The sequence below is a fragment of the Aeromonas sp. JL9 genome, assembly GCF_024436075.1.
In the GTDB taxonomy this organism is placed as follows: domain Bacteria; phylum Pseudomonadota; class Gammaproteobacteria; order Enterobacterales; family Aeromonadaceae; genus Aeromonas; species Aeromonas veronii.
This window is the reverse complement of the sequence record NZ_JANFNV010000003.1, coordinates 88,009-103,412: the sequence shown is the minus strand read 5'-3', so window position 1 is coordinate 103,412 and position 15,404 is coordinate 88,009. Positions and strand designations below refer to the sequence as shown.

Here is a 15,404-nt window from a genome sequence, read left to right as displayed (position 1 = left end):
GGAGCAAGAGGACGGCGAGCCACAGGAACCGCAAAGAGGGCAAGCTTCCCCTCACCCTGGCCCTCTCCCAAAGGGAGAGGGGATGGTTCAATGCCGCACTGTGATCTTCTCTGCGCTGAAGAAAGGGCGGAGAGAGGGACGTGGTTAATGGGAGCTTCAAGCTATGGCTGAGCCAGTGCGCTAACCGATATGTCATACCACTCTCCTTGCCGCATACCAGGAGGCCAGTGCGCCACAGACCGGTGCCAGCAACAGGGCGGTGACCGCATGAAGGGGGGCGGCTTCGAAGGCGAGGCGCCAGCCAAAGGCGCGGGGATTGACCACCTCGATCAGCACCCAGGCGAGGCCATACCCCACCGGTAGGGCCAGCAGGGCGGTAAGCAGCCCCAATCCCGCCCCTTGCCACACCAGCAGCTGGCGGCAGTGGCGGGGGCTCAAGCCCAGACTCTGCAAGGTCTGCAGCTCGCCACGTCGCGCCAGCCCCAGCACCATAAAGGCCGAGCCGATCCCGACAAAGGCGATGCCGAGGATCAGCAGTTTCAATAGCTCGGTCACCACAAAAGTCTGGTCAAATACCTTGAGCGCCGCGCTGTGAATGGCGGGGGCGGAGAGCAGATTGAGCTGCTCGCCAAAGCGCTCGCGCAGGCGGTCGGCCAGCTGCTCGGGGTCGTTGCTAAAGAGGGCGAGGGATTGCACCGCCCCCCCTTCGAAGGCGTGCAGGATCTGCCCCTTGTCGCTGCCGTAGTCCTGATAGACACCAGTGACGGTGAGCTGCCGTGGCCCCTGCTCGCCGCTGATCGCCAACTGCTGGCCCACCTTGACCCCGAGGCGTACCGTCAGCGGTTCGCTTGCCAGCACCTCGTCGGGACGGGTGGGCCAGCGTCCGGCCAGCAGCGGATAGGCCGCTTTAAGCTGGGGGATAAAGTCCATCTGCGCCCACTCGATGGGCTGCCCCTGCCAGCGGGCAGGGTGCACCGAGCGGCGCGAGGCGGCGCTTACCAGCGGGTTGGTGAGCAGGGTCTCGAGGGTTGTGTCGCTCAAGGTGCCTTTGTTGCCCGCCACCCCCTTGGGGGCGGTGACATAGAGATCGGCGGCCAGACGCTGGCCGAGCCAGATCTCCACGCTTGAGCGAAAACTCGACACCATGACCCCGATGCCGATGGCCGCCGCGATGGCCAGCTGCAACGCCATCACCGCGATGGCGGTGCGGTCGAGATGATAGAGGGTCTCGGCCACCCCGAGCCGGGCTGTGAGGGGGCCGCCCGCACGCCGTCGCAACCAGCCAAGCAGGCCGCGCAGGGCATCGGGCAGCCAGAGTGCCATGGCCAGCAGCCAGCCTCCGGCGATAAACAGCGCACCGGTGAGACCGGTTTGCGGCAGCCACAGGCAAACGGCGCACAGCAACAAGATGGCGATGGCCAGCACGCGCCGTCGCCACGGGTGAGCGGGGGGGCGGCTGCTCCCGGCGCGCAGTTCGAGGGGGGATTGGCGCAGCAGCTGCCACCAGCCGGGCAGGTTGGCGGCCAGCGTGCCGAACAGCCCGATCAACAGCGCCTTGAGCAGGCTCACGGGGGAGAGGCGAAGCAGTTCGATGGGGTTGGGCCCATAGAGATCGGCCAGCGCCTGGGTGAGCTGCCCCATCAGCGCCAGGGCCAACAGGCTGCCGAGCAGCACCCCGAGCAGGGTGCCGAGGGTGGCGAGAATAAGCAGCTCCAGAATGAGCCAGCGGAGCACCCGGCTCGGCCCCATCCCCAGAATGATCAACTGGGCCAGCTGGGGGCGGCGCACGCTCTGCACAAATCGCTGGGCGTTGAACACCAGAAACAGTCCCACCGCCATGGCGAGCAATGAGAGCGCCGTCAGGTTAAGGGCCAGTGCATCGCCAAGCTGGCTGGCATCGAGCGCCGGGCTGATGGGCTCAAGCCACAAAGGCTGGTTAGGGTAACGGGTTTGCAGGGTGGCCTGCAGAGTGCGAGCCTCTGATTCGCTTAGCTTGAAGACGATGCGATCGAGCCGACCCGCTTTATCCAGCAGCGGCTGGGCGAGGCCGATGTCGGTTATCAGCAGCCGCTCCATGGGCATGGCGCTCGGTTCAAACGTGCCCGCCAGCGTCAGGGTTCGGGCGCCATCGCTGCCGCTCAGCACAAAACGGCGGCTCTGGCCCGCTTGCCAGCCAAGTCGCGCCGCTTCGGGGGCCGCCAGCCAGATGCTGTCGGCACGGTTCAAGGAAAAGACGGGCTCGCTCGCGGGTCGGGCGTCAAACAGCTGGCGCAGGGGGCCGGGGTTGAAGAGATCCATCCCCAGCAGTTGAAAGCTGCGCCCCTGCTCATCCTTGAGCCAGCCATGGAGCTGGGGCATGGCATCCAAGGCGGGCTGGCTTGTCACCAGTTGCACGTAAAGCTGCTCATCCAGCCCGCCAGCGGGAGCCAGCCGGTAGTTGGCTTCCCCTGCCAGCTGGCTGCGGGCGGCGACGAAGTTGGTGCGGGCACTGTGATTGAGCAGCTCGATGGCCACCACCAGCGATACCCCCAATACCAGCCCGGCCAGACTCATCAGCAGCAACCAGGGGTGACTGCGATAGAGGCGCAGCAGCGCTTTGAGTGGCAGCATCAGCGTGCCCCCGACAGACGCAGTTGCTGTTTAGTCATGATGGGGCCCCTTGAGCTCGATAAGTTGCCCCCCTTCGAGGCGAAGCACTCTGTCTGCCAGCGCAGCATAGGCGGGGTTGTGGCTCACCAGCAGCAAGCCTGCGCCTGTGTCCCGCACCGCTGCCACCATCAGCGCCATCACCTGTTCGGCATTGTGCTCATCGAGGCTGCCGGTGGGCTCGTCGGCGAGCAGCCACTGGGGCTGATGGATAAGGGCGCGGGCCAGCGCCACCCGCTGTCGCTGGCCGCCGGAGAGTTGCTCCGGCCAGGCATGGCGCTTGTGGCTCATATCGAGCCGTTGCAGCAACAGGTCAATCTTTGTCTCATCCGGTGGCATGCCGTTGATGGCGAGCGGCAGGGCCAGATTCTCGGCCACGTTCAGGGTCGGCAGCAGGTTGAAATCCTGATAGACGATACCGAAATGGCGGCCCCGCAGGCGCGCCCGCTCGTCGGGGGAGCGGGTGTCGATCCGGGTCTCCCCCAGCCAGATCTCCCCTTCGTCCGGTGCAATCAGCCCGGCGATCAGATTGAGCAGGGTGGACTTGCCGCAGCCGCTTTGGCCCAGCAGCAGGGTGATCTCGCCAGCGGGAAGATCGAGATCGAGATGGTGGAACAGCGGCAGTCGTTCACTGCCGTTATCGAAGCTCTTGCAGAGGTTGCGCAGGGTCAGCATGGGGTAACCGTTTGATGGTCAATGGCTTTCATCATGCTTGGTACGCTAGCACGGTCGGTAATGATCAACACCCCTTACGGTTGATCAAGAGTGCAAGTTAGTGATCAAGGCGGCAAAAGAGCAGTGGATCCTCGCTGGATCCCGCTTGCCCGAGGTGGTTAGAATAGGGGCTTCCATGGGTCACAGGATGAGCAAGGATGTTACACAAGCAAGTCAGTTTTATCATCGATAGCAAGGGCAACAAGCAGGCTGCCGTCGTCCCCATCGAGATCTACAACGAGCTGATGACCCTGCAAAAGGCACTCTCCGACAACCGGCCGGGGGAGCGCGAGCTCTACCACTTCAACGGCAAAGGGGCCGAGGCCCACGGTTATCCGGTGGGCAAGCGGCAAAATCCGGGTTTTATGGTGCTGGCCGGTTCCACCGCCAATGGCGAGGATGCCGCCTCCCTGCGTGAAGCGGTGATCGAGCTGCGTCACGAATTGCTGGAGAAGGGGGTCATAGTGCCCCGCAGTCAGGGCGGCTTTGTCTTTACCGCCGATCAGCTGTTCAACAGCCCGAGTCTGGCCGCCAGTCTGGTGGCGGGCAATAACCGCAGCGGTCTGGATGCCTGGCAAAACAGCGCAGGCTATACCCTCAAGCAGTCGGGTTTCGGCAAGAAATAATCCCTCGTTTCGACAGCAAACCAATTAAGCGTTAATTGACCTGGATGAATTTTTCTTTTCATCCAGGTGTTAGCATCATTGCCAGATGGTTCTAAAAGGAAGAGACCATGTCTGCGCTTACCCCAGTTATTTTGCTGCTGTCCCTGTTTATCCTTCCCGCCCATGCCAGTAGTGGCCCTGTTCTGTTGACATCCTCCTCAATCGGTCTTTTTTGTGTCGGATTGTTTGTGTTGGCCTACGCCCTGGTGATGGCTGAAGAGTATCTGCAACTGCGCAAGTCCAAACCCGTGCTGGTGGCCGCCGGGGTGATCTGGATCCTGATCGGTATCGCCTATGCACAGCAGGGGATGAGCCCTGTCGCCGAGCAGGCATTTCGCCATACCCTGCTGGAATATGCCGAGCTGATGCTGTTCCTGCTGGTGGCGATGACCTATATCAACGCCATGGAGGACCGGCGGCTGTTCGATGCCCTGCGCGCCTGGCTGGTGCGATCCGGCTTTCACTTGCGCACCCTGTTCTGGTTGACCGGCGGGCTTGCTTTTTGTATTTCGCCGGTGGCAGATAACCTGACCACAGCGCTCTTGATGTGCGCCGTGGTGTTGAAGGTGGCCAACGGTGATCGGCGTTTTGTCAATCTTGCCTGCATCAACATAGTGATCGCCGCCAACGCCGGAGGGGCGTTCAGTCCCTTTGGGGATATCACCACCCTGATGGTGTGGCAGGCGGGCAAGGTGCAATTTGGCCAGTTCTTCACCCTGCTTATTCCCTCTCTGCTCAATTTTCTGGTGCCAGCCATCCTGATGAGCCTGATGGTGCCGCGTCATGTGCCGGAGGCTGATAACGAGGTGGTCGATCTCAAGCGGGGGGCCCGTCGCATCGTCGCGCTGTTCTTGCTGACCATCATCACGGCGGTGCTATGCCACAGTTTCCTCCATCTGCCACCCGTACTGGGCATGATGCTGGGGCTCGGTTATCTGCAGTTTTTCGGCTTCTATTTGCGCAAGTCGCTGCCGCGATCCCTTGCCCGCAAGCGTGCGCTCTATGAACGCAATGGCGATGAGGTGCGGTTGCGCAGTCTGGGCTCTGTGGTGCCATTCGATGTGTTCAACAAGGTGGCCAAGGCGGAGTGGGATACCCTGCTCTTCTTCTACGGGGTGGTGATGTGTGTCGGTGGGCTGGGCTTTATGGGGTATCTGGAGCTGGTGTCACACTGGCTGTATGACGCTGGGGATCCCACCATGGCCAACATCTTCATCGGGGTCTTGTCCTCCGTCATCGACAACATTCCCGTGATGTTTGCCGTGCTGTCGATGAACCCGGATATGGCGCTGGGGCAGTGGCTGCTGGTGACCCTGACCGCTGGAGTGGGCGGCAGCCTGCTCTCCATCGGCTCTGCGGCCGGGGTGGCCCTGATGGGACAGGCCCACGGCATGTATACCTTCTTTGGCCACCTGAAGTGGCTGCCGGCTATCTTGCTCGGTTATCTTGTGAGCATAGGGGCGCACCTCTGGCTCAACAGTGCCCAGTTCTGAACGTCTGGGCGTCAGTACGAGCCAATACGAAAAGAGGCTTCCGTTGACGGAAGCCTCTTTCGTTTTCCTGACAGGGGGGAGGGGGATCAATCGCCTCGCTTGCCGGTCAGCAGCCAGTAACTCAGAGTCGAACCCACCCCGCAGCAGGCGATGGCGATGGCCATGGGCAGCGGCGAGTGGGGCGGATTGAGGTTGACCAGAATGCCGACCAGGGCGCCGATGCCAAAGCGCAGGGTGCCCGCCAGTGCCGAGGCGGTGCCCGCAGATTGCGGGAAGTGGCCCATCAGGCCGGTCATGGCGTTGGCGCCCACCAGACTGATATGGCCGACAAACAGCACCACCGGAATGACGATGCCCCACAGACCGCCGGTCTGGCTCCAGGCGTTGTAGACCAGCAGGGCGCCCGCGCAGGGCAGCACCAGCAGGCCGTATTGCAGCATCCGCTCGGCGCCCACCCCTTTCACCAGTCGGCTATTGACGAAGGTGACCACCATCATCAGCAGGATATTGAGGCCAAACAGCCAGCCGTAGTGCTCGGTCGGTACCTTGAAATACTCGATATAGACGTAAGGGGAGCCGCTTAAGAAGGCGAACATGCCGGAGCTGGAGAGGGAGCCGCACAGCACATAGCCCATGGCGCCGCGATGGGAGAGCACCCCCCAGTAGTTTTTGAGGATCTGGCCCAGATTAAGGGGTTGGCGGTGCTCAGGTTTCAGGGTCTCCTGAATTTTCCACTGCATCACCAGACAGATCAGCAGGCTGATCCCCACCAGCAGCCAGAAGATCACCCGCCAGTCGGCGTGGGCACTGATATAGCCGCCCACCACCGGCGCTACCAGCGGCGCCAGCGTCATCACCAGAATGACGAACGACATGGCGCGAGAAAACGCATCCTTCTCAAACAGATCGCGCAGCAGGGCATTGACCACCACAGAGCCGGCCGCGCCGCCCGCCGCCTGTAACATCCGATAGGCCAGCAATTCAGGCAGGGAGTCCGCCATGGCGCAGCCCACCGAGGCGATGGCAAACATCACCAGCCCCGCCAGTATCACCGGCTTGCGGCCATAGCTGTCGGCCAGCGGGCCGTAGAAGAGCTGGCCGATGGCAAAGCCGCCCAGAAAGGCGCTGATGGTGAGCTGGGCGCCGTCGATGCTGGTGGCCAGATCCCGGGCGATGGCCGGAATGGCGGGCAGATACATATCCACCGCCAGCGGGGTCAGACCCGCCAGAGCGCCGAGCAGGATAAACAGGAAACGGGGGGAGAGGGCGGCAGCCTGAGCTGTTGGCGATTGGGGCATAGGGTGTCCAGTTGATGCGAAACGTCGGGTTGAAAAGCGCGAAAAAAACAGTCTATCAGTTTTGTCGCGGCTATGGATCCGGTATGGCGAGCCAGAGGCCGGGCTCGGCGGCAAAGCGCGGGGCAAACCAGTGCTGGCGCACCGCAGTGGGCATTTCGCTCGCGGCGATGGGGCGGCGACTGAGGCGACAGGCTCCCTGAGAGAGCGCCAGCGCCGCATCCCCCTTGTACCAGCCATCGGTCACCGGCAGTGCCGTGGTCTCCCGCAGCAATCTTACCCCCCACTGGGTCACCAGCGCAGGGCACGCTTTCTCTGCCAGCCTTGCTGCCTGCACCATGGCGGGCGGACGGGGCAGGGTAAAGGTCGCGCCGAGCAGCAGCAATCCGGCCACCGCGACCACCGACTCTCCACGGCGCGGCAGCCAGCCTGCCAGCAGCACGAGACCGAGCAGGGTGATGGGGGCCAGATGGCGGGGATTGTCGGGATTCTGGCCAAACAGGGTCCAGAGCAGCAGGGCGAGCCAGTAGAGCGTCCAGAGCGGGGGGAGGACGGCAGGGTGTTTTTTTGATCTTTGCCACAGCGGCAGCACCAGCAATGCCCCCATCAATAGCGGCCAGAGCGGGGTGAGCTGATCGTTGAAGGTGCGCGCCCAGCTCAGCAGCCGATCGCCGTGGGCCGCTGCCGTGTTGCCCCACAGGGTAAAGTGGCCGTCAGTAAATCGGCGCCCTTCGCTGAAATAGGCCCCGCCATCGGCCTGCCAGACAAACAGCAGGCAGGCTAGCCCCACCAGAATAATCGGGAGCAGAAAGTTAAGTCGCTGACCCTTTTGTGCCATCCCCAGCCAAAGCGGCAGCAACGCCAGCACAAAATAGGAGGGGCGCAGCGCCAGCATAAGGCCCAGCAGCAGACCCGCCAGTGCAATTCTGCGCTGCTGCAAGGCCAGTAGCGTCCCGAGCCAGGCGGCGAGCGCGGGCCCATCCGAAAGGCCGGAGAGCGCCAGCGTCGGGGTGAGCGGCAGGGCCAGCACCAGCAGCCAGACTGGGGCGAGCAGGCTGGGCCGTTGCCACAATCTGACCGCCAGCAAGGCGGCGAGCGGGGCCAGCAAACTGCTACCCAAGAGGCTGGCCCACTGCACCGCGCGGGCCGGATAGTCTACCGCCAGATTGATCAGCCGCGCCAGCCAGATAAAGGCGGGGTAGCCCGGAAAGTGGGGAGAGAACTCCAGCACGCTAAAGCGCGTCACCCCGTGGGCAAAATTGAGAGCATCGTCGGAATCGAGGGACACCGGGAAGGCTAGCAGCCAGTAAAGCCAGGCCAGTTGCAGCAGGGCAAGCAGCCAAATGGTGATTGAGCAGGGGGAAGTCCAACGCCGATACGTTGCCTTCCCCCTCATCCCCAGCCCTTCTCCCGCCAGGGGAGAAGGGGGCAAACCGGCGTCCGGGTGCATTTATCGGTAGGCCGTGCGTAGGGTGGGTAGAGCGAAGCGAAACCCACCGTTTGTCACAGCGAGATGGCGCAATGCTTGGCTGGTGGCTATCACAGCTGCGCCAGCACGGCCATCAGCGCTTTTTCCGCTGCGGCAAAGGCGGCGGCGTCGGCGGGCTTGGCACCTACCCCGAATACCCCCGGGTTGCCGATGGCATCCAGCACTTTGGCCAGCGCCTGCTCTGCCGCCTTGCGATCCCCTTCACTGAGGGAGGGGAGGATCAAGTCGAGGAAGCGCTTGCTCTTGACCACCAGCACCTTGGCGGTCTGGTAGTCGCCGAGATTCTGGCTGGCCCCTTCGAGGCGGCGCTCGATCTCCGCCTTGTAGGCACGATTGAGCAGGGCGGCGGTGGCTGCGGCATCTTGGGCCTTGATGGCGGCGGCCAGCGGCCCTTGCAGCTCCACCTTGTGGTGCTGTTCCAGATAGCTCAGCTCATCGGCAATCTCGCTCAAGGTGGTGCTGGCATCCTTGCCGTCAGTGGCGGCGCCCAGCAGCGCTTCGCGGGCGTCGATCAGTGGCTCCTTGCCGGCGGCGGCGTAGGAGTAAGCCTGCGCCTGCCCGCTCAGGGCCAGCAGCAGGGTGAGGGCGAGTAAACCCGGGCGGATGGTCATCCTGTTCTCCTTACTTATGCCAATGGCGCGGCCATCAGGCCACGCTCTGGGTTTCAATCACGGTATTTTCGTTGCGATGGTTGAAGATGGCATGGCGTCTGTCCACCCCGTCGATCACCATGTCAGCGGCCATCATCCCCATCTCCATGGCGGTGTCGGTGAAGATGTAGCGGAATGTCCCCTGACGGCCGGTCATGATGAGGTTGGTGATGGGCATCAGCGCCTTGATCGCTTCGTTGCGGCGGGCCTGATAGCCGAGATCCATCAGTGGGTAGGCGTACTCGCTGCGGGCTTCGAAGGTCTCATCGCCAAGCTTCTGGGTATCGACGCCGAGGCTCGCCAGATCAGCGGTAACCCGACCGCGCAGATCAGAAAGCGGAGCCTGCCAGGTGGCATCCCCCGGATTGCAGGGGATCTCCAGCATTACCGAGGTCTGGCCTTGGGGCGCCATAAAGGGGCTGCGGCGGCGCGGCTCCTGCAGACGGGTCGCCAGAATATGGGGGTCGGAGAGGTACTGCCAGGTGTTGTCCGACAGGTTCTCCTGTTTGAGCGGCATATTGACGAAGCGAAGCGACCGGTAGTGCAGATCGCACGGCAAGCCCAGATGCTGGCAGGTGAGCGGCAGCGGCAGGGTGGAGATCACCTGATCAAAGCGCTCGCTCTGCTCAACGTCATCTTGTTTCCAATAAACCCGTTCGATGCGGCCATCAGCCTGCTCAAGGCGGGTGATGGTGGCGCCGGTTTTGAGCTCAACGCCCTCGGCAACCAGTCGCTCCCCCAGAGTGGTGAAGATCTGGCCGAAGCCATATTTGGGGTAGCGGTATTTGCGGGCATAGGTGCGCACCGAGATACTGCCGTTGCGTCTTGGCAACAGGCGGCGGGCCACATCTTTGAGATCGATCAGACTGATGCGCTGACCGGCCCAGTCGGCGGAGAGCTTGTCCGGGTTGATGCCCCAGAGCTTGCCGGTGTAGCCCTCGAAAAACTGGCGGTAGAGGGTGCGGCCGAAGTGGCTCTGGATCCACTCGGCAAAGCTCGCCTTGGCGAAATCATCCGGCTTCTTGCTAAAGGGCAACAGCAGCAAGTCTTTTACCGCACCGGCCATCAGGGCGAGCGGCGCCGTCTTGAGCAGGTTGGGCAGGTTCAAGGGGTAGTCATAGGTGCGCCCGCCAAAGCGGATAACGCTCTTGCGCTCGGCGTGAAGCAGATCGTCCCCCATCAGCTCGTCGATAAAGGCGAGCAGCTCGGGGTTTTTGGTGATAAAGCGGTGGCCGCCGTAGTCGAAGCGATACTCCCCATCGCGCCCCTTGAAGGTCTGGGTGGCGCACATGCCGCCGACCACCGGCTCCTGCTCGAACAGGGTGACAGCAAAACCGGCGCGGCGCAGGCGCCAGGCGGCCATCAAACCGGCGGGGCCAGCGCCCAGCACTGCAATGCTTTTCTTGTTGTTATCGCTCATGACCTATTCCGAAACTGCTTGATAGATAAGGGAACCGCGCCAAGGCGCGGCTCCCGAATGGTGTTGTTACCCCGTGGCCTTGTTGCCACAGGGCGTGCGGGCTCAGCCCTTGCCAGTCGCTGTACTCACCTGCGGGCGGTAGCTGCGTTGCCAGAGGGTAACGAAGATCGCCAGATAGAGGGCCCAGGTCAGCAGCTGCAAGCCAGCGGGTGAGGCATTGTAGCCAAACAGGGCGCGCAGGAAGGTACCAAATACCCCCTGATCGTCGAGAATGTGGCTGATGTCGAACACCGGCGTGGTCCAGAAGGTGATGACGTCCGCTGCCTGCAACATATTGACGGCGGACGACAGCAAGCCTGCGGCGATGATGATGATGAGCAGCCCGGTCCAGCGGAAGAAGGGGGCCAGCGCCACCTTGCGAGTGGAGCGCAGCAGCCCCCACACCAGCGCGATGGAGACCAGCAGCCCCGCCAGCGCGCCCATCAGGCCGGATTGCAGATCGACCCCTTGCCCGGAGTAGAGCAGGGCGGAGAAGAAGAGCACGGTTTCAAACCCTTCGCGCATCACCGCCAGAAAGGCGAGCAGCACCAGCCCAAACAGGTTGCCGCCATCGATGGCCGCATCGATACGCGCCGTCATGGCCCCCACCTGGGATTTGGCCTGTTTTTGCATCCAGATCGCCATATAGGTGAGCACCAGAGTGGCGAAGATCAGGATCCCCGCCATCAACAGGTGGTTGTAGCGCTCACTCTCGAACTGGCTCACCACCACCTGGAACAGGAAGGCGACGACAAGGGAGGCGACAAGGCCAAGCCCCACCCCCAGATAGATGAACTTGTTGTAGCGGCTCGCCCCCAGCTTGGCGAGGTAGGAGAGGCAGATGCCGACCAGCAGGAAGGCTTCCAGCCCCTCGCGCAGGGTAATGAGAAAACTTGCAAACATCAGGATTGAGGCTCCGTAGCGGGCGTGATGGAGAGAGGCTGCAAGGTAAGTTGCAACCGATTTAGCTGCACTATGGGTGGCTCCGGCAAGCTGGGCTCGGCGGCGCGCACCGCATCATTGACCCACTTGGGGTAGGTGCGGAAATTGAGTTTGATATCGGCCTTGAAGGGCCCTTGGGCATCTGCGGGCAGCGGCCAGGCTTCATCGCGCCAGCCATCGGCCGGAATGCGGGTATCTTCCAGCAGTTTGGCGTAACGCCAGAACTTGAGCCCCACCGGCTTGCCCTCGGCATCGCCGAACACTTTGCGAAACAGTCTCGCATTCTCAGGGACAGCACCATCCACCGGCTGGCCACTGGCAAGCACCACCTTGCCGCTGGCGTCGGTGACGGTCAGCTCCAGCCAGAGTTCACGGAAATCGGCCACCCCGGTGGGAAGGGCATGGCCTGCGCCGGTATTGGCGACCCGCACCACCAGCTGCTGACTATCGGCAGCCTGTTCGATACGGGCGGAGAGGGTAGCGCTGGAGCGCAGCAGGGCCAGACTCTCCTGTTCAAGGTCTGGATTGCGCAGCCCCACCAGCTGGTGCTGGGCGCCGGTGAAGTTGTGGCGATAGAGCCGGGCTTTCATGGTGCCGTTTTCGGTGGACTTGCCCGCCACCGGCGCGCCGCCATTGCCCGGCTCCGGGTTCATGTGGCAGTCGATGCAGGTGCGCCGTTTGGCGGGATCCTCGGCCTTGGCGAAGCTGGATTTTTCCCACTCGTCCCAGGTGTTGACGATATTGGCGCCGGTGCCCGGTGCAAACTCGTTGTGGCACGACTTGCACAGGGCGGCATCGCGGTAGAAATCCTTCTGATAGGAGGCTTTGTGGGCCGCCGGACGGGCGTTGATCTGCCGCTCGGCCAGCCAGTGCTGGAGGCTGCCGCCCGCGGCATCCTCGAACACATAGCTCTCGCGGTCTTTCAAATTCACGGTAAAGGCGCTGTTGCCGCCCGCATCTTCTACCTTGGTGATGCGATGGCAGAGCACGCAGCTGGTGCCTTCTTCCACCACGGGCTCGCCTTTCTGGTGTGCAGCGATCAGCGAGGCGCCACCTTGCTCGAACATGTGGGAGCCCTTGGGTAGATCCTGCTGGCCGGTCATCACCTGCTGGGGCATATGGCAGCCCTGACACCACTGGCCGAACGCTTCCCCTTCGGTTTCGCGGGCCAATGCCTGCACCACCTTGTAGTAGGGGTGGGAGTTGCCCATCAGCCGGTGGTTACTCTCGCTCCAATCCTTGAACGCTTGGCTGTGGCAGTTCTGGCAGGAGGCGGAGTTGAGCCACTCCTTCGGGTGGGTAGTCGGCGCCCTGGCGGGATCCGTGCGCGGGGCATCGAGTCGCAGCCAGTTGGCAAGATAGGGGAGGTTGCCATCGGCGGTGACGAAGGCGTGCAAGTCCTCCATCATCGCTTTCACTTCCGGTTGGGGCTTGGCGGGGTCAACCGTTTCGGCGCCATCGCGGGTGTCATGGCCCATGCCACCCTGGGTCTGCTGGGTCATGCGCAGGTATTCGCCGACAAAATCACCCGCCACCATGTTGGTGAGGTTGGCGTGGCCGTTGATGGCGTTGTCGCCGCTCTGCTGGCGATGGGCCGCCATCAGATAGCGGTTGGTGAAATTGAACCCGTCCAGATGGCAGGAGTTGCAGCTCATCCAGTTGTCTCCCGCCATGGGGAAGCGTGAGTTGGACGCTGTGTTACCGAGGTTAAACAGCCGCTCACCGCGCTGAAGCGGTTCGGGGCGCGGATCCGTCTCTACCAGCTTGGCGAAGTGGGGCAGATCGACGGTGACTCGGGCAAACGGGCCGCTACCGCCGCTATTGAGGCGGGTAAGATCCTGCCCCATGGCGTTGTGCACCAGAATATGGTCGCCATCGATCAGCAGATCCCGCGGATTCTGGCCCGGCAGGTGACGCAAGAGCTGGGTCGCCTTGGCGCCCCCCTGAAACTTCTTGCGGCGGTGACGGTTGTTGTTGGACTTGCCGCTGCGGGAGAGGTCAAACACCAGCAGATCTTCCGAGCCAGCCAGGGTCAGATAGACTCGCTTGCCATCGGCGGCAAATCGGGCTGCAAACGGGTTGGAGACGATCTGGCTGCGGTTGCCGACGCTTGGCAGATTGATCTGCAAAAAGAGCTGTTTTCTTTCATCGACCCGCTCTTTCTCCTCATCGAGATCGATGATGGAGACGGCCGGAAAGACGGTGCTCTGAAACTGGAAGGGGTGATCGAAGCTCCAGAGCACATGGGGCAGCCAGGCCTCGCTGCCATCGGGGGAGAGGGCGATGCCATCGAGCTGGCGCGGCAAGCCCTGCGAGTCGCTCGGCGTGTCGCTATGGGTTTCGGTCAGGGTAATGAGCTTGGGCTTGGGAAGCGAGGAACCCTTGGCGCCGTGGCCAAGCTTGGCGAGATCATAGATGGCGAGCTGGCCGGTCATGGCGTGGGTCAGCAGCAGGCGATCGTTGTTGGTCAGGGCTAGTCCACGGGGAGTCTCGGCGGTTTCTGCATCCAGCTGGAGGTTGCCGGCGCTGTCGTAAGCCTGCAGGCGAGCGGATTCGAACAACGTGACCCAGAACCACTGCCGCTTGGCATCGAAGATGACCCCATAGGGGCGATGACCGGTGGGGATCGCCTTTTCCAGATCGAGATCATCATCCAGCAGCAGCAGGCGATCGCCGCTGTAGTCGGTGACCAGCAGAGTGCCATCATCGGCGCGGGCCAACTGGCGCAGATCGCCCCCCAGCTGCACCTCTTTGAGCCGCTTGCCGCTATCGCGCTCAAGCAGGGTGACGGAACCTGCGCTCAGGTTGGCGGTGACGAGGCGCGGGGCGCTTCCCTCCTCATAGGCGATCATCCCGGCACCCATCTGCTGGGCAGTGACAAAGGGGCTGGTCAGCAGCAGGACGAGGGCCAGCAGGGGCGACAAATATGCAGAGAACGATGACTTCAACATGGGATCAGGTGCGCCATTTCAAGATGGTCCAGCGCCAGGCGTGGCGCAGCACCAGAGGAGTTAACGCCAATGCGCTCAACCAGTGGGCCCAGCTGGCGAGGTTGCCCATGGCATCGCCCGGGGTGCCGTGCAGCACCAGCAGCATGCCGCTGGCCAGACAGATCAGCAGCAGGGCTTCGATAATCCGCCCCGTGGTGCGTAAAAAGGGTTTGTTGCTGCGGTTCAACAAGCTGCGATGGGAGAGCCAGAAGGCGCCAAACAGCAGGGGAAACAGGGTGAGCGAGAGCATCACATGGAAAAACAGATTCCAGCGTGCCAGCGACCAGAGCGGGGTCAGCGGCTCCCACAGCAGCAGGCCGGAGAAGAACATCAGGTAGAGGGTGCCCTCGGCGGCCTGATGGTGGTAGGCCAGCCACTGCCAGAATTGTCGGGGTGAGAGAGAAAGGCTTGTCATAACGGCTCCAGCACCCGGGCGGGGCAGCCCGGGGGGAGCAAGTTTATAACGCAGTAAGAGTAATGAAAAGTGTTATCAATTGTATTGCTGGTGAATCAAGGCTGAACAAGCACAGTGATCAGGCTCGACTATTTATGCTCCGCCATCCGCTCGGTCACCGCATAGATGAGCGCGGCCAGCGAGAAGGCGAGAAACACCACCACGGACCACTTCATATCGACTTCGTTGATGATGCCATCTTCGAGGAAGGCTTTGAGTACCTCCACTCCGGCGATGGTCACCAGCGAGTTGATGACGATGAGCTTGAGGGAGGCAAAGTTGATCTTGCTAAGCCAGTTGCTGCTAAGGGAGGCGCGCTGCTCTTCCGTCTGGATAAATTGCACATAGCCACAGATAGCAACCAGGATCAGCATCTGAGCCACCAGTATAAAGTCTACCAGGGTCAGCACGCCGGTAATGAGGTCCAGATAGGGGATCTCGAAAATGTTTACAGAAAGCTGATAGAGCTGCATGGCAAACTTCACCATCAGCAATACCACGCAGATGAGAATGCCAATGTAGAAGGGGAACATCATCAATCTGCTGCCATTGAGCATGAAATTGAATCGACGCATAAAAACTCCAAGGTAAGGGAAGCTGGGTGATT

General features: G+C 62.2%; 12 protein-coding genes. 2 read left to right on the top strand and 10 right to left on the bottom strand.

Annotated features, from left to right (window positions below):
* Positions 1 to 192 precede the first annotated feature (192 nt).
* Both NOM06_RS04025 and NOM06_RS04020 read right to left on the bottom strand, forming a co-directional pair.
* Entirely contained in the window at positions 193 to 2,610 is a 2,418-nt protein-coding gene (locus tag NOM06_RS04025) for an FtsX-like permease family protein (protein ID WP_255909981.1), read from the bottom strand.
* A gap of 30 nt (positions 2,611 to 2,640) precedes the next feature.
* Positions 2,641 to 3,321: an ABC transporter ATP-binding protein gene (locus NOM06_RS04020; protein ID WP_255909980.1), complete on the bottom strand. Its 681-nt coding sequence runs from the start codon at positions 3,319 to 3,321 to the stop codon at positions 2,641 to 2,643.
* A 197-nt stretch (positions 3,322 to 3,518) separates the two neighbouring features.
* Here NOM06_RS04020 and NOM06_RS04015 point away from each other — a divergent pair, with 197 nt between their 5' ends.
* Together NOM06_RS04015 and nhaD are read left to right on the top strand one after the other, a co-directional pair.
* Complete coding sequence (locus NOM06_RS04015) at positions 3,519 to 3,986, top strand: DUF4357 domain-containing protein (protein ID WP_005333716.1); 468 nt, start codon at positions 3,519 to 3,521, stop codon at positions 3,984 to 3,986.
* Positions 3,987 to 4,093: 107 nt separating this feature from the next.
* Complete coding sequence (gene nhaD / locus NOM06_RS04010) at positions 4,094 to 5,518, top strand: sodium:proton antiporter NhaD (RefSeq protein ID WP_255909979.1); 1,425 nt, start codon at positions 4,094 to 4,096, stop codon at positions 5,516 to 5,518.
* Positions 5,519 to 5,604: 86 nt separating this feature from the next.
* Here nhaD and NOM06_RS04005 read toward each other — a convergent pair whose 3' ends face one another.
* The 8 genes from NOM06_RS04005 to NOM06_RS03970 all read right to left on the bottom strand — a co-directional run bounded on the left by NOM06_RS04005 (position 5,605) and on the right by NOM06_RS03970 (position 15,372).
* On the bottom strand, positions 5,605 to 6,816 hold the full coding sequence (locus NOM06_RS04005; RefSeq protein WP_042055658.1) for a Bcr/CflA family multidrug efflux MFS transporter: 1,212 nt from the start codon (positions 6,814 to 6,816) through the stop codon (positions 5,605 to 5,607).
* 70 nt (positions 6,817 to 6,886) lie between these two features.
* The gene (locus NOM06_RS04000) at positions 6,887 to 8,152 is read right to left on the bottom strand and encodes a hypothetical protein (RefSeq protein ID WP_255910046.1); all 1,266 of its coding nucleotides are present in this window, start codon (positions 8,150 to 8,152) and stop codon (positions 6,887 to 6,889) included.
* A gap of 200 nt (positions 8,153 to 8,352) precedes the next feature.
* Positions 8,353 to 8,913 carry a hypothetical protein gene (locus NOM06_RS03995; RefSeq protein ID WP_255909978.1) on the bottom strand — a complete coding sequence of 187 codons (561 nt, stop codon included), beginning with the start codon at positions 8,911 to 8,913 and terminating at the stop codon, positions 8,353 to 8,355.
* A 34-nt stretch (positions 8,914 to 8,947) separates the two neighbouring features.
* Positions 8,948 to 10,372 (bottom strand): NAD(P)/FAD-dependent oxidoreductase, encoded by a 1,425-nt coding sequence (locus tag NOM06_RS03990; RefSeq protein ID WP_201902476.1) that lies wholly within the window; start codon positions 10,370 to 10,372, stop codon positions 8,948 to 8,950.
* 102 nt (positions 10,373 to 10,474) lie between these two features.
* Positions 10,475 to 11,314: an FTR1 family protein gene (locus NOM06_RS03985; RefSeq protein ID WP_255909977.1), complete on the bottom strand. Its 840-nt coding sequence runs from the start codon at positions 11,312 to 11,314 to the stop codon at positions 10,475 to 10,477.
* Positions 11,314 to 14,304 carry a YncE family protein gene (locus tag NOM06_RS03980; protein ID WP_255909976.1) on the bottom strand — a complete coding sequence of 997 codons (2,991 nt, stop codon included), beginning with the start codon at positions 14,302 to 14,304 and terminating at the stop codon, positions 11,314 to 11,316. Before NOM06_RS03980 ends, NOM06_RS03985 begins: the two co-directional genes overlap by 1 nt.
* A gap of 4 nt (positions 14,305 to 14,308) precedes the next feature.
* The gene (locus tag NOM06_RS03975) at positions 14,309 to 14,758 is read right to left on the bottom strand and encodes a hypothetical protein (RefSeq protein ID WP_255909975.1); all 450 of its coding nucleotides are present in this window, start codon (positions 14,756 to 14,758) and stop codon (positions 14,309 to 14,311) included.
* A gap of 128 nt (positions 14,759 to 14,886) precedes the next feature.
* Positions 14,887 to 15,372, bottom strand: a complete 486-nt coding sequence (locus tag NOM06_RS03970) for a YqhA family protein (RefSeq protein ID WP_005333692.1) — start codon at positions 15,370 to 15,372, stop codon at positions 14,887 to 14,889.
* Positions 15,373 to 15,404 lie beyond the last annotated feature (32 nt).